The following is a 21,099-nucleotide window of genomic DNA, read 5'->3' as shown; positions in this document are numbered from 1 at the left end:
GGGGTCAGGCCGACTTGTTGCCGCGCGAGAAATAATGGTTGTAGGCCATCCGGTAATTGACCGAGGTGTCCCCGTGCCAACGCCCCACCCGCTCGGCAAACGCCCGCTGCGATTCCAGCACCTTCTTGAACAGCGGATTCTCGGCCGAGCGCTTGGCGATCATCTCGTCCCAGATTTTCAGCTGCTGCTGCAAGATGGCGTCGGGCGTCTTGTAGAACTTGACGTTGTGTTCCTTCTGCAGCTTGATGTAGTCCTGCGAATAACGGTTGGCCGCCTTCCACGACATATCCGCGCTGCTGGCTTGCGCGGCATAACTGAGCACGTGTTTCAGGTGCGGCGGCAGCGCATCGTACTTGGCCTTGTTGAACAGGATTTCAAACTGCTCGGCGCTTTGGTGAAAGCTTTGCAGCATGCAGATCTTGGACACGTCCTGAAAGCCCAGGGCCAGATCGGACGAGGCATTGTTGAATTCGGCGCCATCGAGCAGACCGCGATCCAGCGCCGGCACGATCTCACCGCCCGGCAAGGCGTTCACCGCCGCGCCCATCGCCGTGTACATGTCGATCGCCAGGCCCACCGTGCGGAACTTCACGCCTTTGACGTCTTCGATCTTCGTCACCGGGCGCTTGAACCAGCCAAAGGGCTGCGTCGGCATCGGGCCATACATCAGCGACACCACGTTCACGCCCATCGCCTTCTGGATTTCGGTCAGCAGTTCCTTGCCGCCGCCATATTCGTGCCAGGCCAGCAGCATGTTGGCGTCCATGCCGAACGACGGTCCCGAGCCCCATAGCGCCACGGCGGTGTTCTTGCCATACCAATAGGCCACCACGCCGTGGCCGCCGTCCAGCGTGCCGGCCGAGACGGCATCAAGCAGGTCGAACGCCTTGACCACCGCGCCCGCGGGCAACACTTCGATCTTCAACTGGCCGCCAGCCATGTCGTTGACCTTTTGCGCGTAGTCGCGCGCGAACTCGTGAAAGATGTCGTTGGCAGGCCAGGTGCTTTGGAACCTGAACGAGATGGGCGCGTTCTGCGCCCGTGCGACGGCGGGAAAACCCAGCGCGGCGGCCCCGGCGACGGCAGCGCCGGAAATGAACTTGCGGCGAGGCTTGGTGGTTTGTTGCATGGCTTCTTGTCTCCTTGGTGGACTACATGGGACCAGCTTGTAGTGACTGCACCTGCAAGGGACGCGGGGAAACGCCTGCTGCGAGCTTCCCGGTGTCGGGGCTACGACTGCGTTGCAACTTTGTGCTGATTAAACCTTCCTGACTAACAGCTGACAATCAACCCGTTGTCAGGAATTACCCTAGCCGAAAGGTGTAGGGCGGCACGCGCAAGGCGATAGCGCCGCCGCCCAAAATGCAAGACGGCGGCATGCCCCGGGTGCATGCCGCCGTCTTCCTCGCAAAATCAGCCCGGTCGGCGCACGGCGCGGACCTTGCCTGAATTGCCGCCGCCGCAGAAAAAGCGGTCGGCGCCGTCGGATTCCAGGCCCGAGACGCCCACGCCATCCGGCATCTCCAGCCGTTCCAGCACCTCGCCGGTGGCGGGTTCCAGACGCCGCAGTTCGCGCGCATCGTCCTCCCAGGTGCCGTGCCAGAGCTGGCCTTGCACCCAGGTCACGCCGGTCACGAAGCGGTTCGAATCGATCGTGCGCAGCACCTTGCCCGTCTCCGGGTCGACCTGATGGATCTTGCGTTGCTGGTATTGGCCGACCCATAGCGACCCGTCGGCCCAGGCCATGCCGGAGTCGTCGCCGCCGCCAGGCGCGGGGATGGTCGCCAGGATCTTGCCGCTGACCGGGTCCAGCTTCTGTATTTTTCCTTCCGCAATCTGATAGAGATGCTTGCCGTCGAACGCCGTGCCGGCGTTGGCGACCACATCCAGCGTGCGCCGCGTTTCGCCGCTTTCGGGGTCCAGCGCGATGAGCTTCTCGCCCAGCGCCACCCATACATGGCGTCCGTCATAGCTCACGCCATGCACGGCGTCGGCGCCCGGGAACGGGCCGTATTCGCGCAGGATCTGGGCTTGAGTTGGTTTCATGGCTATTTCCTTTGTGTCCCTGATAGGTAGGAAAACCCATGCTACTGGCCGGGCATGAGCGTGGGGAGTAACAAGCTTGTCGTGAATGCCGGCACGGCGGGCGTCATCCAGCGGCGCGCGCGGCCATGCCCCAAAGCGTGTGCCTTGCCCGATGCCGCCAAGGCGTCCAGCGCGCGCTGCACCGTGCGTTGGCTGGCCCCCAGCGCCAGCGCCAGGGCCGAACTGGACCACGCCTGACCATCGACCAGACAGGCCAGCACCGCCGCGTGATCGCGGTCGGCCACGTCAAGCGGGCGCGCCAAGACGACCATGGCAACGTCGGCATGGGGCCGCAGCGCAAAGCCGTCGGAGGTGGCTGTGACCGCCGCCAGCGGCTGCAACGCGGCGCGCAGCCGTCCGATTTCCACGCGCAGCCGCACCCGGTGCGAATCGTCCTGGAAGCCCGTGCGAAAAGCCCGGGCGATAAGGAATTCGCGCGTGACATCCTTGGGCCAGGCCTCGGCCAGCAGCCGCGCCAGGCTGAACAGCAGCGGACGGCTGGCGAGCGATACCGTTTGCGCGCCCTGGCGCACGACGTTGCGGCAGGCATCGACGATCAGCGCGGGGGACGTCAGCAGCGCCTCGACCTCGGCCAGCGTCAGATCGCGCGCGCCATCCGGCGTGACCTGCCGGGCGGCCACCGCATGCAGCGCTTGCATCGCATGATCGACCTCCGCCATCAAGGCGGGTATGCCGGACTGACGCGCGGCGTGTTCCGCACGGGCCAGCGTCTCGGCCGCCTCTTGCGCCCGCGCGCGCCGCAGCGCAATGCCGCCCGCGATCAGTTCATGCACGGCACGCGACGCGGCGGGCAGGTCCAGGGCGTCCACGTCGGCCAAGGCCAGGCTGGCTTCGTCCAGGCGGCCCAACAGCAACAAGCGCCGCGCCTGCAAATAGGCGGCATGGGCCGCGTTGATGGGGTCGCCTTGCGCGGCCAGGGTGGCGCGCGCGGCGGCCAGCGATTTTTCGGGCCAGGCCAGATCGCGCGACGCCAACGCCACTTCCGCCTCGGCCACCACGCAGCGGGCGCGCGCGACGGGATGCGCCGCGCCGAACGCGCGCGCCGCCTCGCGCAGCAGCGCGTTCGCCCGGGCAAAATCCCCCAGCTGCGCCATGGCGATGCCACGCAAAGCCAGCGCGGGCGCGTCGTCACGTAGCCCCACCTGGTTCAGCGCCGCCAGCGGGTCGCCGCTGGCCAAGGCACGCGCCGCGCCGGCGATCAGCACATCCATGGATAAATCGCGCACCTGAAAGCCCCTTGTAGCGGTCGTTGGAAAAGCGGTCGTGATGGGTGGCCATTGGCTGTGCACAAGCCGACGCGTTGACCATGCGGCGCTTCTTTTCGGCGTCCGTGAGCGGCATCCGCCTGTCGTCCCGGCAACCGTGTCTGTCGGCCCGGGGCCCCTTCCCGTCGGCCGCGCACCAATCTACCACCGCAGGCGCCAGGATTTGATGTGACCCTATTTACCAGTCCGTCGCCCTTGCCCCAGCCCTTAACCCGACCGCCAGCGTGTAAACTCCCCCCTTTTTGACTCTGGTGGTATGTTGCAAGCCCCACAGCGCACAGGTTTAAGCGGCCCGACGCTCATTCGCTTGCTGACTCGCCTGACGGATGTAGACGTTCCGGAATCCAGGCAATCGCTATCCGACCATTTGAGCCAGTGGCTCGGTTGGACGGATGCGATCGCACTGTCCGCGGCCCTGAACACGAGCCCGCCCGTGATCGCCCCCGGCGCGCGCATGTTCAGCAGCGCAGAAGAGCGTGAATGCGTGCGAGTGCGCACGACGCTGGCCGACGCCATCGCCAGCGATACGGCGGCGACGAGCGCCAAGCGCCTCGTGCCCGGACAGCCGCCGGCCAAGAAGCCTGCGGCCGTCGAGCAGGCCGAGGCCGATTACGCGAATTTTCGTCAGCGCTACCTGTCGTTGCAGCACACGATGGAGACCAGCGTAGGCAATTTGCGCAGCCGACTGCGCGGCATGGTCGCGGCCAAAAATGGCGAGATGACGCGACTGGCCGTGGTGGACGCCATCATGGACCGCGCGTTGCTGCCCAAGGAACGAGCGCTGCTCGGCGCGATCCCCAAGCTGCTCCAGGTGCATTTCGACCGTTTGAGGCTTGCTGAGGCCGCCGCGTTGGCGGCTGCTGAGGCGCCGGCGGAAGTGGCGGCGCAGGGCGATGGCGCGGCGACCGATGGCGACGCGAATGCAGGCACGGCGCCTGTAAGCGAAGCGCCCGTAAACCCGACGCCGACGCCCACAAGCACAGCGCCCATAAGCTCGGCGTCCGCTAACGCGGCGTCCGTTAGCCCGGCGCCCGCTAACACGGCGTCCGCAACAACCCCGCCTGCCGTTACCCCCGGCGCCTGGCTGGACGTGTTCCGCAAAGATATGCGCAGCGTCCTGCTCGCCGAATTGGATGTTCGACTACAACCGGTCGAAGGGCTGCTTGCCGCCCTTCGCGCCAGCTAACCAGGACACCATGTCCAAGACTCTGATCAATTTCGTTGTATTTGTGGCCGGCCTGGCCGTTGTGGGCTGGATTGGCGCGGGCTACGCGGGGTCGAACCCGCTGGCGCTGGCCGTGACGCTGCTGATCGGCGTCTGCTATCTGGCGGGCGCCTGGGAGCTGCTGCGTTATCAGCAGGCCACCAGCCGCCTGGCGCAAAGCACCGCAGCGCTGACGGAACCGCCCGCCAGCCTGGGTTCGTGGCTGGATCAGTTGCCCGCCAACCTGCGCAACGCCGTGCGGCTGCGGGTGGAAGGCGAACGCGTCGGTCTACCCGGCCCTGCCCTGGCGCCCTATCTGGTGGGCCTCTTGGTGTTGCTGGGGATGCTGGGCACTTTCCTGGGCATGGTGGTGACGCTGCGCGGCACCGGCATGGCGCTGGAAAGCGCGACTGACCTGGGCGCCATCCGCGCCTCGCTCGCCGCGCCGGTCAAGGGCCTGGGTTTTGCGTTCGGCACGTCGATCGCGGGCGTGGCCACCTCGGCCATGCTGGGTCTGCTGGCCGCATTGTGCCGCCGCGAACGCGTGCACGCCGCGCAGTTGCTGGATTCCAAGATCGCCACGACCCTGCGCGTGTATTCGCAAAGCTATCAGCGCGAAGAATCGTTCAAGCTGCTGCAACGCCAGGCAGAAGTCATGCAGCGCCAGGCGGAAGCCATGCCCACGCTGGTCGACCGCCTGCAAGCCATGATGCAGAACATGGAACAGCAGACGCGTTCCATCAACGAACGCCAGATGGCCAGCCAGGACGCGTTCCAGGGCAAGGCCGAAGCGGCCTACGCCCGCCTGGCCTCGGTGATGGAACAGTCCATGAAGGAAGGCGTGGCCGAAAGCGCGCGCTCGGCCGGCGTGGCCTTGCAGCCCGTGGTGCAGGCCACGATGGAGAGCCTGTCACGCGAAACCGCCTCTTTGCAGGACACCGTGGCCCAGGCCGTGCAGCAGCAACTGAGCAGCCTGACGTCGGGCTTCCAGGCGTCCACCGCCAATGTGGCCGACATCTGGAACCAGGCGCTGGCCGGCCAGCAACGCGCAAGCGAAACGCTGGCGCAAGACCTGCGCGCCTCGCTCGACCGCTTTGCCGAAACCTTTGAACAGCGCTCGGCCGCCCTGCTGGACGGCGTATCGACGCGGCTGGAAGCGTCGTCGGGCAATATGTCCGAAGCCTGGAGCTCGGCCTTGTCGCGCCAGGAGCGCGCCAGCGAAAAACTGGCGGGCGACAACCTGCAAGCGCTGACCGCCGCCGCCGCCAGCTTCGAACAGCATTCCGCCTCGCTGCTGCGCACCCTGAACGAGTCGCACGCGCTGCTGCAATCGGACCTGGCCTCGCGCGACCAGCAACGTCTGGCCGCCTGGACCGAAACGCTGGGCGCGATGGGCGCCACGCTACGCGAAGAGTGGCAACAGGCAGGCAGCGAAGCCGCCACGCGCCAGCAAGCCATCAGCGACACGCTGGCCCAGACCGTGCGCGACATCAACGCCCAGGCGGTCGCGCAGGCCGACGTGCTGCAAGCCGTGTCGGCCCGCATGGAAGCCGCCGCGAACCAGGTGTCGGACCGCTGGAACACGGCGCTGGACCGCCAGGGCGAAGTGGCCGAAAAGCTGGCCGCCAACAATCAGCAGGCCCTGACCACCGCCGCCGCCGCGTTCGAACAGCATTCCACCGCGCTGCTGCGCACGCTGGACCAGTCGCACGCCGATCTGCAAGCCGCCCTGGCCGCCAAGGATTCCGAACGCCTGGCCGCCTGGACCGGCACGCTGACCGCCATGGCCGCCACGCTGGGCGAAGAATGGAAGGCCGCAGGCGCGCACACCGTGGCCCGCCAACAGGAAATCAGCGACGCGCTGACCTTGACCGCGCTGGAAGTCACCGGCCAGACCGAAGCGCAGGCGCGCCTCTTGGAAAGCGTATCGACCCGCCTGGAAACCGCCGCCGGCAGCGTGACGCAGGCGTGGACCGATGCGCAGGCTCGCCAGCAACAGGTCAACGAGAAACTGGCCGCCGACAACCAGCAGGCCCTGACCACGGCCGCCGCCGCGTTCGAGCAGCAGGCGGCGCAGCTCTTGCGCACGCTGGACCAGTCGCACGCGGACTTGCAGGACGCGCTGGCCTCCAAGGACGAAGCGCGCCTGAGCGCCTGGACCGCCAAGCTGGCCGCCCTGGCCGACGCGCTCGGCCAGGAATGGGAATTGGCGGGCGCGCAAGCCGCCTCCCGCCAGCAGGAATTGACGCAAGCGCTGGAACGCTCCACGCACACGATCACCGCGCAGGCCGAGGCGCAAGCCGGCTTGCTCCAGACCGCCTCCACGCGCATGGAGACGGCGGCCAACCACGTCACGCAGGCCTGGACCGACGCGCAGGCGCGCCAGGAACAGGTCAGCCAGCAACTGGCCGACGGCAACCAGCAGGCGCTGGAGACAGCCGCCGCCGCCTTCGCGCAGCATTCCGAGTCGCTGCTGCAAACGCTGGATCAGTCGCACGCCAAGCTGCAAGCGTCGCTGGCCGCGCAGGATGACGAGCGCCTGGCCGCCTGGACCGGCAAGCTTGCCGCCGTGGCCGACACGCTGGCGCAGACCGCCAACGACATCACCGCGCAAACGCAGGCGCATGCCAGCGAGACCATCGCGGAAATCGGCCGCTTGGTGCAGGCCGCGTCGGAAGCGCCCAAGGCCGCCGCCGAAGTCATCGGCGAATTGCGCCAGAAGCTGTCCGACAGCATGGTGCGCGACAACGACATGCAGGAAGAGCGCAACCGCCTGCTGGGCACGCTGGACACCCTGCTCAACGCCGTCAACCACACCGCCGCCGAACAGCGCACGGCCGTGGACGCGCTGGTCGCCTCGTCGGCCGAGCTGCTGGAACGCGTGGGCGCGCAATTCACCGACCGCGTCGAAGCGGAAACCGGCAAGCTGACCGACGTGGCCGCGCACCTGACCACCAGCGCGGTCGAAGTGGCCAGCCTGGGCGAATCCTTCGGCACCGCCGTGCAGCTGTTTGGCGAGTCCAACGACAAGCTGGTCGCGCATCTGCAACGCATCGAAGCGGCGCTGGACAAGTCCATCGCGCGTGGCGACGAGCAGCTGTCCTACTACGTGGCGCAAGCACGCGAAGTGGTTGACCTGAGCCTGATGTCGCAAAAGCAGATCATCGAGAACCTGCAGCAACTGGCCGCGCAGCGCGCCGCCCCTGCCGAGCAGATCGCATGAGCGAGGACATCGACGGCGGCGTCGAACCGTCCGCTCCCGCCTGGGCCGTCTTCGGCGACCTGATGTCGGTGCTGCTGGGCGCGTTCGTGCTGATCCTGGTCAGCGTGATCGGCGTGCAGTTGCAGTTGTCGACGCGGCTGGAAGAAGAGGTCAAGCAGCGCCAGGAAGAAACCCAGCGGCGCGAGACGCTGGAACAGGCGCTGGCCGGGCCGCTGGCCGCTGGCCGCGTGACCCTGATCAACGGCCGCATCGGCATCAGCGGCAGCGTGCTGTTCGCGTTGAACTCCGATCAGTTGCAGCCCGAGGGCCGCGAGATCCTGAAGACGCTGATCGAACCGCTGGCCGCGTATTTGAAGACGCACGACGAGATCCTGATGGTCAGCGGCTACACCGACGACCAGCAGGTGCGCGAAGGCAACCGCCGCTTTGCGGACAACTGGGACTTGTCGGCGCAGCGCGCGCTGACCGTGACGCGCGCCCTGATCGACGAAGGCGTGCCGTCCGCCACCGTGTTCGCCGCGGCCTTCGGGTCCGAGCAGCCGGTGGCGTCCAACGCCGACGAAGAGGGCCGCGCGAAGAACCGGCGCGTTGAAATCACGCCCATCCCCAAGCCGTCCAACGATCCGGGCAAGCCGCGTGAACAGTGACGATATCGGGCGGGACGCGGCGGAGGCGGCGGACGTGTCGAACGCGCAGGACGTGTCGGGCGTGTCGGGCGAGCAGAATGCGTCCAACGTGCCCAACACGCCAATCGCCCCGCACGTGCAAGCCACGCTGGACGCCTGGCGCGACAGCGGGGCCGACCGCGTCGACCCGGTGCGCTTCTGTTTTCTCGTATCGCTAGCGCGCCGCAGCGCCGCCCTGCAAGGCCCTGCCCGCCAGCAACTGGACGACAAACTGAATACCCACGTGCGCGCCTACGCGCAATTGCTAGACGCGGCCGCACCACCGACGCCAGAAGACACAGCAACCAAAGCCCCGGCCCAGGATTCCCCCGGCGCGCTGGCCGAACTGCTGGACTACCTGGCGCATCCGGATGCATCGGACGGCGACGCCGCCTGGACCCGCGACGCGCTCGGCCTGCGCGCGGCCTACCCCGAAGTGCAGATGCTGGAATATTTCCGTGGCGTCTGGTCGCGCGTCAGCGCCGACCGTCAGGTGCGCCAGTCGCAGCAGCAGGTGCACAAGAACGCCGGCCCGCTCAATTCCAACCAACTGGTGCACCGCGCGCTCTCGCTGATGCGCGAGCTGTCGCCGGGCTATCTGCAACAGTTCCTGTCGTACACCGACGCGCTGATGTGGATGGAGCAGATCCACGCGGCCACCGCTCCCGCGCCCAAGGAAACCGCCCGCGCCGGCGCCGCCCGCAAGACGTCGCGCGCCAAGGCCCGGCAGGCGTAGCGCACCGCACGGCCGGGCGAGGCGACGGGTCAACCGCCCGGCCTGCCTATAATTGAGCACCTCGATCGTTCCCGTGCACCACGCCATTGCCCTGTTACGCATCGTCTGACTCCCTCTTGCTGACCCCGCTGGCCACCGCGCCGGCGCCATTTCCGCTTTGACGGCCTTGCCGTCGTGCCTCATGTCCACCTTGCCCATCCGCGTGCTGTCGGTCATTCCACCGATGACCCAGCTCAATACGCCCTACCCGTCCACCGCCTATCTGACCGGCTTCCTGCGCTCGCGCGGCGTGACCGCCCACCAGGAAGACCTGGCGCTTGCGCTGGTGCTGCGCCTGCTGTCGGCGGACGGACTGCGCGCCGTGGCCCAGCGCATCGATGCGCTGCCGCTTGAAAAACACACGCCGCCGATCCAGGCGTTCGTGGCGATGCAGGCGCGCTATCTGGCCACCATCGGGCCGACCATCGCGTTCCTGCAAGGCCGCGATTCCACGCTGGCGCATCGCATCGTGGGCCGCCACTTCCTGCCGGAAGGGCCGCGTTTCAGCACGCTGGATGTGTATATGGACGAAGACGGCGGCGATCCGCTGGGCTGGGCGTTCGGCGCATTGGGGCTGCAAGACCGCGCCAAGCATCTGGCCACGCTGTATCTGAACGATCTGGCCGACGTACTGCGCGACGCCGTGGATTCGCGCTTTGAATTCGTGCGCTACGCTGAATCGCTGGCCGGCAGCCAACCCACGTTCGACCCGCTGGCGAATGCCCTGGCCGGCGAGCCCACGCTGGTCGACGACACGCTGCGCGAACTGACCATCGACGCGCTGGCGCGCCACACCCCCACGATGGTGCTGCTGTCGGTGCCGTTTCCCGGCGCGGTGTACGCGGCGTTCCGCATTGCGCAGACCATCAAGGCGCAAGACCCCAACATCATCACCGTGCTGGGCGGCGGCTTCGTCAATACCGAGCTGCGCGAGCTGAAAGACCCGCGCGTGTTCGACTACTTCGATTTCGTCAGCCTGGACGCCGGCGAACGCCCGCTGCTGGCGCTGCTGGAACACGTACAAGGCAAGCGTTCGCGCCAGCGCCTGGTGCGTACGTTCCTGCGCGACAAGGACAGCGGCGCGGTGCAGTACGTGAACCTGGTGGAACCGGACGTGGCGTTCGCCGAAGTCGGCACACCCACCTGGGACGGCCTGCCGCTGGACCGCTACCTGTCGCTGCTGGACATGCTGAACCCCATGCACCGCCTCTGGAGCGACGGGCGCTGGAACAAGCTGACCGTGGCGCACGGCTGCTACTGGAAGAAATGCAGTTTCTGCGACGTCAGCCTGGACTACATCGGCCGCTATGAAGGCGCGTCGGCCACGGTGCTGGCCGACCGCATTGAAGCCATCGTGCGCGAAACCGGGCAGACCGGTTTCCATTTCGTCGACGAGGCCGCGCCGCCCAAGTCGCTCAAGGCGCTGGCCACCGAACTCATCGAGCGCAACGCGGGCATCTCGTGGTGGGGCAACATCCGCTTCGAGAAGACCTTCAGCCCGGAACTGTGCGAACTGCTGGCCGACAGCGGCTGCATCGCCGTGTCGGGCGGCCTGGAAGTCGCGTCGGACCGGCTGCTGAACCTGATGAAAAAAGGCGTGTCGGTGGATCAGGTGGCCCGCGTCACGCGCGCTTTTTCTGATGCCGGCATCCTGGTGCACGCCTACCTGATGTACGGCTTTCCCACGCAGACGGTGCAGGACACCGTGGACGCGCTGGAATACGTGCGCCAGCTGTTCGCCAACGATTGCATCCAGAGCGGCTTCTTTCACCGCTTTGCCTGTACGGTGCATTCGCCGGTCGGCAAGAACCCCGAGGAATATGGCGTCACGCTGCAACCGCTGCCGCCCGTCACCTTCGCCAAGAACGACATCGGTTTTCACGACCCCACCGGCGTCGATCACGACGCGCTGGGCCGCGCGCTGAAAAAAGCCATCTACAACTACATGCACGGCATCGGCCTGGACGAAGACGTGCGCACCTGGTTCCCGTTCAAGGTGCCCAAGACCACCGTGTCGAAGAACCGCATCGCGCGCGCCCTCAGCCAGCAGGGCTAGGGGCGATTTGCACGAAGGCCCCACTGCGCAGTACCATACGATCCATATACAAACCATATATGGATCATTCCTTCATGGGCCTCGTCAAAATCTCCGAGCAGATGCATGAGAATCTGCGCGTCGCCAGCGGCGCTCTCAGCCGCTCGATCAATTCCCAAGCCGAACACTGGATGCGCATCGGCATGCTGTCCGAGCTCTACCCCGAGCTGTGCCACGCCGACATCTGCCAACTGCTGATCCGCATCGAACAGGCAGAAGGCTTCACGATTGCAGCGCTGTCACGGCGCTTGCCGGACGCTGCCCAGGAGGTGGCGTAAATGGCGCGCAAGGTTTCCATCAAGTCCGCCGCCGACATCGAAATGGCCCGCAAGGCCGGTGCGATGGCGGCGGAAGTGCTGCACATGATCGGCGAACACGTGCGCCCCGGCGTCACCACCGACGAGCTTGACCGCATCTGCAACGAATACATCGTCAACGTGTTGAAGGCCATTCCGGCCAACGTCGGCTATCACGGCTTTCCGAAGACGATCTGCGCGTCGGTCAACCACGTGATCTGCCACGGCATCCCGTCGGCCAAGGTGCTCAAGAACGGCGACATCCTGAACATCGACGTGGCCGTCATCCACAACGGCTGGTTCGGCGACACCAGCCGCATGTACTACGTGGGCCAGCCCAGCCCGCTGGCGCGCCGCCTGGTCAACACCACCTACGAAGCCACGCGCGCCGGCATCATGGCCGTCAAACCCGGCGCCACGCTGGGCGATATCGGCCACGCCATCCAGACAGTCGCGCATCGCGAACACTTCAGCATCGTGCGCGAATACTGCGGACACGGCATCGGCCAGATCTATCACGATGAACCGCAGGTGCTGCATTACGGCCGCCCCGGCGAAGGGCTGGTGCTGCAACCGGGCATGATGTTCACCATCGAACCCATGATCAACGCGGGCAAGCCGACCACCAAGCAGCTGCCGGACGGCTGGACCGTGGTCACCAAGGACCGCTCGCTGTCGGCGCAATGGGAACACATGGTGGTCGTCACCGACACCGGCTACGAAGTGCTGACGCCCTGGCCGGACGGCTACGGCGACTACCCGCCCATCCCCTGATCGCCCCCGGTCCATCGCAAGGACCGGAGTGCAGGCCGCCAAGGGCACGATCATGATCGTGCCCTTGCCGTTTCCGGCCTGCCGATATTCCTTGCGATGCCAACCCTGCCCGCCGCCTTCCGTCGCCTGGCCGCCTCCAATCTGGCCGCCCAATTCTCCGAACAGATGGCCCTGGCCGCCGCGCCGCTGGTCGCCGTGCTGGCGCTGGGCGCATCCGCCGCCCAGACCGGCGCGTTGCAAGCCGCGCAGACCTTGCCGTTTCTGCTGCTGTCGCTGCCGGCTGGCGTGCTGGCCGACCGCATGTCGCGCAAGGCGCTGATGACGGGCGCCGAATGCGTGCGCGCCGCGAGCCTGCTGGCGGTGCTGGCGCTGTTCTGGATGGGCGCGCTGAACCTGTCCTGGCTGGCGGCGCTGGGATTCCTGGGCGCGGTCGGCACCGTGGCCTACAACGTATCGGCCCCTGCGCTGGTGCCGCGCCTGGTGCCCGCCAGCGACCTGGCCAGCGCCAACCGCTGGCTGGAACTGGCGCGCAGTTGCGCGTTTTCGGCGGGGCCGGCGGCGGGCGGCGCACTGGTCGGCTGGCTGGGCGCGCCCACCGCCTATGTGCTGGCGACCAGCCTGTCGCTGCTGGCGGCGGTATTGCTGTCGGGCTTGCCCACGGACGCGCCGCTGCGCGCGGCGACACGCCCTCGCCTGTTGGCGCAGTTGCGCGAAGGGGCGGCCTTCGTGGCGGCGCATGAGCTGCTGCGGCCGGTGCTGATCACCGCCGTGTTTTTCAACACCGCCTGGTTCGTGCTGCAAGCCGTGTACGTGGCCTACGCCATCGAAAGGCTGGGCCTGAGCGCCACGGGCGTCGGAATCACGCTGGGCGTGTATGGCGGCGGCATGCTGGCCGGCGCGTTGGCGGCGCCGTGGCTGGCGCGCAGATTGAGCTTCGGCGCGATGATCGCGGCCGGTCCGCTGGCCGCGCTCGTCGCCAGCGTGATCCTGCTGTCCACCTTGGCCTGGCCGTCCGGCGCGTGGGCCGCCGTGGGCTTCTTCCTGTTCGGCGCAGGCCCCATCCTGTGGACGATCACCACCACCACGCTACGCCAGGCGGTCACGCCCAATGCGTTGCTGGGCCGCGTATCGGCCGTACTGCTGACCGCCACCTTCGGTGCGCGCCCGATCGGCGCGCTGATCGGCGCGGGCCTGGCCGCCTACGTGGGGGTGGCGGCCTGCCTGTGGGTCAGTACGGCGGGCTTTCTATTGCAGTTCGTGGTGCTGTACACCTCGCCCGTGCCGCGCCTGCGCACTCAACCTGGCGCGGATGCGATGGACCCGGCGAGCGCCTGAGTCGCCAGAGCGGTGATTCGGCGACGCGCTTTTAGCGACGCCCGCGTACGTCGGCGGGCCGCTGTTGCGGTCAATCGCGGGCCTTTCTGTATCTGGCGGCGCGCCATGCCGGCCGCTAGACTACGCCCGTCCGCGACCCCATCTTCCCCTCGCATCATGCTGAAAATCTTAGGCAAAGCGTCGTCGATCAACGTACGCAAAGTGCTTTGGACCTGCGCCGAACTGGACCTGTCCTTCACCCGCGAAGACTGGGGCGCGGGTTTTCAGTCCACGAGCGAACCAAGCTTTCTGGCGCTGAACCCCAACGCGATGGTGCCCGTCATTCAGGATGGCAATTTCGTGCTGTGGGAGTCCAACAGCATCATCCGGTATCTGGCCGCGCAGTACGGCGACGCAGCGCTCTACCCCGCCGAACCGCGTGCGCGGGCACGCGTGGACCAATGGCTGGATTGGCAGGCCAGCGACCTGAACCGGTCCTGGAGCTACGCCTTCATGGCGCCGGCGCGGCAATCGCCCGCTCATCAGGACGCGGCCAGCATCGATGCATCGCGCCGCGCGTGGGACGGCTATATGGGCGTGCTGGAGCAGCAGTTGGCGCGCACCGGCGCGTATGTCGCGGGTGATGCGTTCACGTTGGCGGACATCGCCATCGGCCTGTCCGTCAACCGCTGGTTCGCCACGCCCTGCGCCAAGCCGGACATGCCGGCGGTGCAGGCTTACTACGACCGTCTGAATCAGCGCGAGGGTTATCGGCTGTATGGGCGCAATGGTACGGCTTGAGGGATCGGGCAGTTACCTTGGTCCGCTTTCAAGCAGCCATGACCGCTAGATATTCTGTGCCAGATAGCGTCCGGGCGTGACCCCAAACGTTCTTTTGAATAGTGCAATGAAGGCGCTGACGTTGTCGTAGCCCAGTTCAAGAGCGATTGTTGTCACCGATTTTCCGGCCGCCAATAACTCCAATGCACGCAGCAAGCGTGCCCGCTGTCTCCACGCGGTGAAGGTAAGTCCGGTTTCATCCACAAACTTGCGGCTCAGGGTGCGCGAAGTGATATGCGCCCAACACGCCCACTCTCCCAACGAGCGTTCATCAGCAGGCTGTTCGGTAAGCGCTATGGCGATACGTTGCAATCGACTATCCGCAGGCATGGGAAGCCAGAACGTGTCCGCCGTGGATTCTCCAATTTCATCCAGTATGACTTGAGCCAAACGCAGTTGGCTCGGTCTTAATACGCCCATTTCCCAGCCGCCCGCACGGAGTACCGCCTCACGTAGCAGCGGGCTCACTTCGACGACGCGCGGCTCTGCGGGAAGGCCAATACTGGATTGGGGTGAGACATATACACTCCATCCATTGAATGCGCCATGCGAGCGACCTTCATGCGTCACGGACGGTGGTATCCATACCCCACGTGAACATGGCACAACCCAAGTCCCCATGTGCGTACGCACACTCAGCAGACCAGACAACAAACCGAACAGCTGCCCGCTTGGGTGGTGATGCGGGCCAGAATCCCGGAATGTTTTTTCACCGCCGACAACGGCAATCAATGGCGGATTGCTGCCATCTACAAAGCGCGCCTGGTCCAACTTATCGATAAAAGTGCTTGATGACACGGATTGGCGTAAGTGAGCTATTTAATGGCAGAAGTAGTCTATCACCACCATCGTCATTGGCCATATGCTTCCTCCGAGATTCTTAAAGGTGAGCACAGCAATGTCCCGACAACTGACCGATATCGCCCAACTGGCGCAGATGTATGACCCGCCCTCGGAGAGGATTACCAAAGGGGTGCTACCGCATTTGATGCCATTCCATCGTCAGTACCTTGGTGTCGCAACTTTCTTCTGTGTGGCTACCGGAAGTGCCGACGGTCTGGATGCATCGCCGCGCGGGGGTCCTCCCGGCTTCGTACGTGTGCTCGATGACAAGCACATCGCGTTTGCTGATTGGCCGGGCAACAACCGCATTGCGTCGCTGACCAATCTTGTTGAGGACGACCGCATCGGGATGCTTTTTCTTTTCCCCGGGCTGGAGGTGTTCATGCGCATCAACGGCCACGCGGCCATCAACACCGACGAAGCATTGCTTGAGTCGTTGAAGGAAAAAGACAAGAGGCCAAAATGCGCAATTGTCGTCAAAATTGACGAAGTGCTCTTCCATTGCGGAAAGGCGATTAACCGAGCGCAGCTTTGGGCAGAATCGTCACGAATAGAACGAGACCAAGTCCCTACGCCAGGTCAGATTGTTGCGGCGATGACGGGCGCTGGAGCCGATGCGACGCAGCAGGTGGACGAGGGATATTACAAATCTGTCCGCAATGATCTGTATTAGCCTGCTGCATTGAGGTCAGGCAAAACAGGCTTGTCGGCTGCCGGTATGGCTTAGGCTGATGTGAACATTAGGGCTGAAAAGAACGCCGAGTTTCAAGCTTTGGTCATGGACTGGATGGCGTCAAATCTATAGCTCGTCAATCGAAATAATAGGCGGAACTATGTACAAGGTCGAAGCCCCTACGATGACCCTGGGCCGTTCGTTCGTGAAACCGGGCCAAAGCAGCGAAAACACTGCGTCTTTCGCTGCCGCGCTTGAAGACGCGCAGCGCGGTGTTGAGCGATTTCAGATCAAGAAGCCCACTCCGGCGTTGTCTGACGCTGAACAGGAACTCCACGATTTCCTGGCCATGAGCCCCGAAGAGCGCTTTTTTGAGCTGACCCTGCGGTCGCTTGGCATCTCGAAAGAAGAGTACGCCGCGATGAGCCCCGCAGAAAAAGAAGAAGTGGCTCGGCTTGTGCAACAGCGCATCGCAGAACAAGTTAAAGACAATGCCAATAATGGGCGCACCTCAATGTTTGAAGTCTAGTAAGCCGGGGCTTTTGCTGGAGGCGTGGGCTTCTAGCGTCGGTTGGCTGTAAGAGCTGCGGCGGGTGCGGGTTTCGACCAGAGGATGTTCTTGTGAATCTGGTGAAGGTCGCCAAAGAGAACTGGTCCCTTGGCAATGACGTTGAGCAATACGGTTGAGCGCCTGCTCTCCGAAGGTTGACCGTTCTGCGGCCCCGGACGTCGGGCGGGCGGGTGGCTACTGTTGGGAGGGGCTGGTGGCCGTGTCGCGCGGAAGCGGACCGCTCCAGCCGGCAGCTCACGGCCAGAAGCGGTCGTTTTCCCACATCCTACAGCGCGCATTTGTAGGAGTAAGGCTGAAACGCATGACCTCGATTTGGTGCACGCAGTGAGGCCAATTCTCACGACATACATGCGCTATCCTGTACTCCTTCGTGCTCAAGCGGGTCCCACAGATGAGATTGCGACGACTCCAGGCAACCGATGCTGACGTTATCCTGGCCCTAGAGGCTGACGCCGAGGTGATGCAGCACAGCACAGGTCTGATCCAACCGACGCCGGAACGACGAGGAGCGCTGCTCGCATATATCGCGGCAGACCACGGCGAACTAGGCCACTGGGCAGTCACCTCCGCTGGTAGTACAGCAGGATGGATAAGTCTCACGCCTCTGGCTGGCACCACACGCATACAGGTCGCGTACCGATTGGCACGTGCACACTGGGGCAAGGGCTTGGCGACCGACCCGCTCCGGCAGGCCTGCGACTACGCGAAAGGCGATTTGCTTCTAAAAGAGCTGGTCGCTGTCGTTTGGACTGCTAATTCCAGGTCGCAGCGGCTCCTTAAACGATCCGGATTCAACTTCGAGTGTGAGACACATCACTACGGCCGAGACGTGATGCTATACGTTCGTCCACTTTGAATGCGGGCCGTTATTCGAAGCTTGCGTGCTTGCCGGGCGAACTCGCAATACAGAAGCGGCGCTTGTCGAGTTGTGGCAAGAAGTGCCGTTTATTAACGTTCACTTCAATCTTCTACTGCGATTTAAAGCTGGAAGACTGAATGCGGGGGAAAGTTATGCGGATTCTAACGGCACCAAGCTCTGGGCATCCGGCCGTGGTGCTACGACAGCTGGAACGTTCTGACATCGACGAGTGGTACTCCTATCTGGCCTTGCCTGAGGTCTTCCAGCACACCAGTTGGAATCTGCGCTCGGTCGAAGACCTGACCCGTCTCTTTGACTTATTCGATTCTCAGTCCGATGATTCGGAGCGCCGGCTTGCAATCGTCGACAAGGTGCAAGATCGGCTAGTCGGGACTATCGGGTTCCATACCGTCTCAACTTCCAATAAAACTGCTGAGATTGCTTACGACGTCGCACCATCACATTGGGGAATGGGTATCGCGAGCGCGGTATGCCACGCAGTCACCGGTTGGGCCTTTTCCTCGTACGGTTTCGTCCGTGTACAAGGGACGGTCCTACACACCAACCAGCGGTCTCAGCGCGTGCTAGAGCGATGCCAATTTCGACGCGAAGGACTACTGCGGTCGTACCGAATGGTCCGAGGAAAGCCAGGGGACTTCGTGCTTTATTCGAAGCTGTCTACAGATTAGAAACGAGAATTCGGCGACCTGTTGGGGTGAGCAAGAGCAGTCATCGAGAGGTCGACTTTCCGCCAGAGGCGTCCTGCTAAAAACCCGGGTTAGGTTCTTTTTCGATATCTCGGTCTAAGAATTCCGCGATCATACGCGTCACTTCCAGCGGGCGCTCAAGGCTCGGCAAATGGGCAGCTCCCGCAACTAGGCTCGACTTGGCCCCGGGCACGTTCATCGCAAGGTATTGGCTTCGCTCCCGGATGCCTGGGAGGTCAGGTGACGACGCAGCACTGGCTGCCGAACTACATGACCGCGCTTACCATTTCTGCTTCATCGCCAATTCAGTGAATTTTCCAATTCGATGCGAGCCTCGCATCGTGTACGCGCAATAAATTCCGTCTTCGACAAGGCGGCCATCATGTTCCTGGTCCGAAGCGGCCAGCCGCGCGCATAATTCGCGCCCTGCCTTATGACCTGCATGACCTGCCCGCCCAAATACTCCTGATTGGGCGGTTTTTCTGGATGATCCATCCAGGCGATGGCGGTTTATCGCCTGGGTGATGCAGCCTAAGCTCGATTCTCCATCGATTCGTGAAGGAGAGTTCCCATGGCTGACCATTCCATCCAAGGCAAAGTCGTTCTCATCGCCGGCGGCGCCAAGAACCTCGGCGGCCTGATCGCTCGCGATCTGGCCGCGCAGGGCGCCAAAGCTGTCGCGATCCACTACAACAGCGCCACGTCCAAGGCCGACGCCGACGCGACGGTCGCCGCGGTTCAGGCCAATGGCGCGCAGGCCGTGGCACTGCAGGGCGACCTGACGTCAGCCGGTGCGGTCGAGAAGCTGTTCGCCGATGCCATCGCCGCTGTCGGCAAACCCGACATCGCCATCAACACCGTCGGCAAGGTGCTCAAGAAGCCGATGACCGAGGTCAGCGAAGCCGAGTACGACGAGATGACCGCGGTGAACTCCAAGACCGCTTTCTTCTTTCTCAAGGAAGCCGGCAAGAACCTTAACGACAATGGCAAGATCTGCACCGTGGTGACTTCGCTGCTGGGCGCCTTCACGCCGTTCTATGCCGCCTATGCCGGCACCAAGGCGCCCGTCGAACACTACACCCGCGCGGCGTCCAAGGAACTGGGCGCACGCGGTATCTCCGTGACCGCCGTGGGTCCCGGTCCGATGGACACACCCTTCTTCTACCCAGCCGAAGGGCCAGAGGCGGTGGCCTATCACAAGACAGCCGCTGCGCTCTCGCAGTCCAGCAAGACCGGGCTGACCGACATCGAGGATGTGGTGCCTTTCATTCGCCATCTGGTCAGCGACGGCTGGTGGATCACCGGGCAGACCATTCTCATCAACGGCGGCTACACCACCAAGTGAGGCCATCATGCGTACCGTGATCTTCATCGCGGCGGGATTGGTGCTGGCCGCGCTCCTGGTTCGACTGACACCCGCCGCGCATCGCGCCGTGTCCGCGGGCGTGTTCACGCTCGCCTGGATGGCCATCTCGGCGTGGAACCTGCGGACCGGCTTGTCGCACGGCTACAGCCTGGCCGAGGAATTGCCTATCCATGCGGCACTGTTCGGCATTCCGGCTGCGCTGGCCTGGGGTCTGTGGTGGTGGTCGCGTCCTTGAGGCCCCCCGCCGCTCGCCACGGGTCTGCCAGACGCAGCCATGGATGTGCTGCGTTTCTGGCGCGCGGCGCATCGCGTGCTGGGCCATTGACGCAGAGCTGGACAGGCGGATGGAGCCGGAATTGCGGCTATTCTTCTACTTGCTTTTCGCGCATCCGGAGAACCTGGACGACCAACGCTTCTCCGTGGACCTGTATCGGACCATCGACAGAACAATTGCATGGACAGATTCGACCAGTACCGCGTATTCGCCCAGGTGGCCGAGATGGGCAGCTTCATCAAGGCAGCTCATGCTTTGGAGTTGCCACGCGCTTCCGTGTCGGCGGCCATCCAGCAGTTGGAGACACAACTTGGGGCGCGCCTGCTACACCGGACGACGCGCCAGGTACGGCTGACGCCCGATGGGGAACAGTTGCTCGATCGCATACGCGCCCTGCTGACAGACGTCGAAGACATTGACCAATTATTCCAGGCCAGCCAGCGCCAAGTTTCCGGCCGACTGATCATTGATGCACCCAGCCGCATCGCCCGCCGCGTCATTGCTCCGGCGTTGCCTGGCCTGCTGCGTCGTCACCCCCGGCTTCAATTGACCCTGGGTTCGAGCGACCGCGCCATCGATCTGGTGCAGGTAGGGGTGGATTGCGCGGTGCGCATCGGCAGACTGCATGACAGCAGCCTCGTGGTGCGGCCGCTGGGCCTTATTGCCCTGATCAATTGCGCAAGCCCGGCCTATCTACGCGAGCATGGAGAGCCTAAGCAGCCCGCGGAACTGCCCGACGGACACTGGGCCGTGGGCTATGCGTCTCCCAAGACCGGACGAGAGCTGCCGTGGGAATATCTGCCTGGCGACGGCAGCGAGCAGATATTCGAGGTGCCGAGCCGCGTGGTCGTGAACAATGCAGAGAGCTACATCGCCTGCTGCCTTGCGGGGTTGGGACTGATTCAGATCCCGCGCTTCGACGTCCAGCACCTGCTGGACTCAGGCCAACTGGTGGAGGTCATGCCGACCTGCCGCGCGGCATCAATGCCGGTGTCCTTGCTTTACCCGCACCGCCGCCAGCGTTCGCGACGACTGGCCGCATTCCAAGAGTGGTTCGAGGCGTTGATGCAGCCGCATTTGGATATCCGGAACAATCGTATGCAGGGCCAACGCAAAGTGCTCGTAACTGACGCAGATGCGAGATGATCGTTCGTAGAACTCCTTATCCTCCGGATTGGTGTTCCTTTTGAGCGTACGGCCAAGTCAGGACGAACGGGGGATTAGCTACAGCGATCCGGCGCAACTTCGA

Annotated in this window: 20 protein-coding genes and 1 pseudogene; 17 read left to right on the top strand and 4 right to left on the bottom strand. The window is 64.4% G+C overall.

Annotated elements, in window-relative coordinates; translation table 11 throughout:
• Window positions 1-4: 4 nt before the first annotated feature.
• The 3 genes from API01S_RS03810 to API01S_RS03800 all read right to left on the bottom strand — a co-directional run bounded on the left by API01S_RS03810 (window position 5) and on the right by API01S_RS03800 (window position 3,317).
• Window positions 5-1,129, bottom strand: coding sequence for a TRAP transporter substrate-binding protein (locus tag API01S_RS03810; RefSeq protein ID WP_006219886.1), 1,125 nt, complete (start codon window positions 1,127-1,129; stop codon window positions 5-7).
• Between the two features lie 284 nt (window positions 1,130-1,413).
• On the bottom strand, window positions 1,414-2,046 hold the full coding sequence (locus tag API01S_RS03805; RefSeq protein ID WP_050730387.1) for a Vgb family protein: 633 nt from the start codon (window positions 2,044-2,046) through the stop codon (window positions 1,414-1,416).
• A 41-nt stretch (window positions 2,047-2,087) separates the two neighbouring features.
• Entirely contained in the window at window positions 2,088-3,317 is a 1,230-nt protein-coding gene (locus API01S_RS03800) for a hypothetical protein (RefSeq protein ID WP_061303210.1), read from the bottom strand.
• 310 nt (window positions 3,318-3,627) lie between these two features.
• On the opposite strand from API01S_RS03800, the gene API01S_RS03795 reads away from it, so the two are divergent.
• The 9 genes from API01S_RS03795 (at window position 3,628) to API01S_RS03755 (ending at window position 14,518) form a co-directional block, all read left to right on the top strand.
• Complete coding sequence (locus API01S_RS03795; RefSeq protein ID WP_061303208.1) at window positions 3,628-4,557, top strand: DUF3348 domain-containing protein; 930 nt, start codon at window positions 3,628-3,630, stop codon at window positions 4,555-4,557.
• Between the two features lie 10 nt (window positions 4,558-4,567).
• A complete protein-coding gene (locus API01S_RS03790) occupies window positions 4,568-7,798 on the top strand; it encodes a DUF802 domain-containing protein (protein ID WP_061303857.1) in 3,231 nt (1,076 codons plus the stop codon).
• Complete coding sequence (locus API01S_RS03785) at window positions 7,795-8,445, top strand: OmpA family protein (RefSeq protein ID WP_006219892.1); 651 nt, start codon at window positions 7,795-7,797, stop codon at window positions 8,443-8,445. Before API01S_RS03790 ends, API01S_RS03785 begins: the two co-directional genes overlap by 4 nt.
• Window positions 8,435-9,199 (top strand): DUF2894 domain-containing protein, encoded by a 765-nt coding sequence (locus API01S_RS03780; RefSeq protein WP_084802352.1) that lies wholly within the window; start codon window positions 8,435-8,437, stop codon window positions 9,197-9,199. The genes API01S_RS03785 and API01S_RS03780 overlap by 11 nt, the downstream gene beginning before the upstream one ends.
• Window positions 9,200-9,380: 181 nt before the next feature.
• Window positions 9,381-11,294 carry a B12-binding domain-containing radical SAM protein gene (locus API01S_RS03775; RefSeq protein ID WP_061303206.1) on the top strand — a complete coding sequence of 638 codons (1,914 nt, stop codon included), beginning with the start codon at window positions 9,381-9,383 and terminating at the stop codon, window positions 11,292-11,294.
• 74 nt (window positions 11,295-11,368) lie between these two features.
• Window positions 11,369-11,611, top strand: coding sequence for a ParD-like family protein (locus tag API01S_RS03770; protein ID WP_039884226.1), 243 nt, complete (start codon window positions 11,369-11,371; stop codon window positions 11,609-11,611).
• On the top strand, window positions 11,612-12,403 hold the full coding sequence (gene map / locus API01S_RS03765; protein WP_050730391.1) for a type I methionyl aminopeptidase: 792 nt from the start codon (window positions 11,612-11,614) through the stop codon (window positions 12,401-12,403).
• 96 nt (window positions 12,404-12,499) lie between these two features.
• The gene (locus API01S_RS03760; RefSeq protein ID WP_061303204.1) at window positions 12,500-13,738 is read left to right on the top strand and encodes an MFS transporter; all 1,239 of its coding nucleotides are present in this window, start codon (window positions 12,500-12,502) and stop codon (window positions 13,736-13,738) included.
• Window positions 13,739-13,894: 156 nt separating this feature from the next.
• On the top strand, window positions 13,895-14,518 hold the full coding sequence (locus tag API01S_RS03755) for a glutathione S-transferase family protein (RefSeq protein ID WP_061303201.1): 624 nt from the start codon (window positions 13,895-13,897) through the stop codon (window positions 14,516-14,518).
• A gap of 45 nt (window positions 14,519-14,563) precedes the next feature.
• Here API01S_RS03755 and API01S_RS29480 read toward each other — a convergent pair whose 3' ends face one another.
• Window positions 14,564-15,355: an AraC family transcriptional regulator gene (locus API01S_RS29480; protein WP_254598500.1), complete on the bottom strand. Its 792-nt coding sequence runs from the start codon at window positions 15,353-15,355 to the stop codon at window positions 14,564-14,566.
• Window positions 15,356-15,455: 100 nt separating this feature from the next.
• Between API01S_RS29480 and API01S_RS03750 the strand changes: the two genes are divergently transcribed.
• From API01S_RS03750 to API01S_RS03730, 8 genes and pseudogenes are all read left to right on the top strand, one after another.
• Complete coding sequence (locus tag API01S_RS03750) at window positions 15,456-16,073, top strand: MSMEG_1061 family FMN-dependent PPOX-type flavoprotein (RefSeq protein ID WP_061303199.1); 618 nt, start codon at window positions 15,456-15,458, stop codon at window positions 16,071-16,073.
• 160 nt (window positions 16,074-16,233) lie between these two features.
• A complete protein-coding gene (locus tag API01S_RS03745) occupies window positions 16,234-16,602 on the top strand; it encodes a hypothetical protein (RefSeq protein WP_061303197.1) in 369 nt (122 codons plus the stop codon).
• A 433-nt stretch (window positions 16,603-17,035) separates the two neighbouring features.
• Entirely contained in the window at window positions 17,036-17,500 is a 465-nt protein-coding gene (locus API01S_RS28700) for a GNAT family N-acetyltransferase (RefSeq protein ID WP_084802377.1), read from the top strand.
• A 155-nt stretch (window positions 17,501-17,655) separates the two neighbouring features.
• A complete protein-coding gene (locus API01S_RS28695) occupies window positions 17,656-18,192 on the top strand; it encodes a GNAT family N-acetyltransferase (protein ID WP_084802376.1) in 537 nt (178 codons plus the stop codon).
• Between the two features lie 251 nt (window positions 18,193-18,443).
• Window positions 18,444-18,566, top strand: a pseudogene (locus API01S_RS29690) (OsmC family protein); the annotation flags it as partial.
• A 215-nt stretch (window positions 18,567-18,781) separates the two neighbouring features.
• Window positions 18,782-19,555: an SDR family oxidoreductase gene (locus API01S_RS03740; protein WP_006219903.1), complete on the top strand. Its 774-nt coding sequence runs from the start codon at window positions 18,782-18,784 to the stop codon at window positions 19,553-19,555.
• A 7-nt stretch (window positions 19,556-19,562) separates the two neighbouring features.
• Window positions 19,563-19,811 (top strand): hypothetical protein, encoded by a 249-nt coding sequence (locus API01S_RS03735; RefSeq protein WP_006219904.1) that lies wholly within the window; start codon window positions 19,563-19,565, stop codon window positions 19,809-19,811.
• A 219-nt stretch (window positions 19,812-20,030) separates the two neighbouring features.
• On the top strand, window positions 20,031-20,996 hold the full coding sequence (locus API01S_RS03730; protein ID WP_061303195.1) for a LysR family transcriptional regulator: 966 nt from the start codon (window positions 20,031-20,033) through the stop codon (window positions 20,994-20,996).
• Window positions 20,997-21,099: the final 103 nt, after the last annotated feature.

This window comes from Achromobacter piechaudii NBRC 102461 (genome assembly GCF_001571245.1).
Classification (GTDB): domain Bacteria; phylum Pseudomonadota; class Gammaproteobacteria; order Burkholderiales; family Burkholderiaceae_B; genus Achromobacter; species Achromobacter piechaudii.
This window is presented reverse-complemented; position numbering and strand designations above follow the sequence as displayed.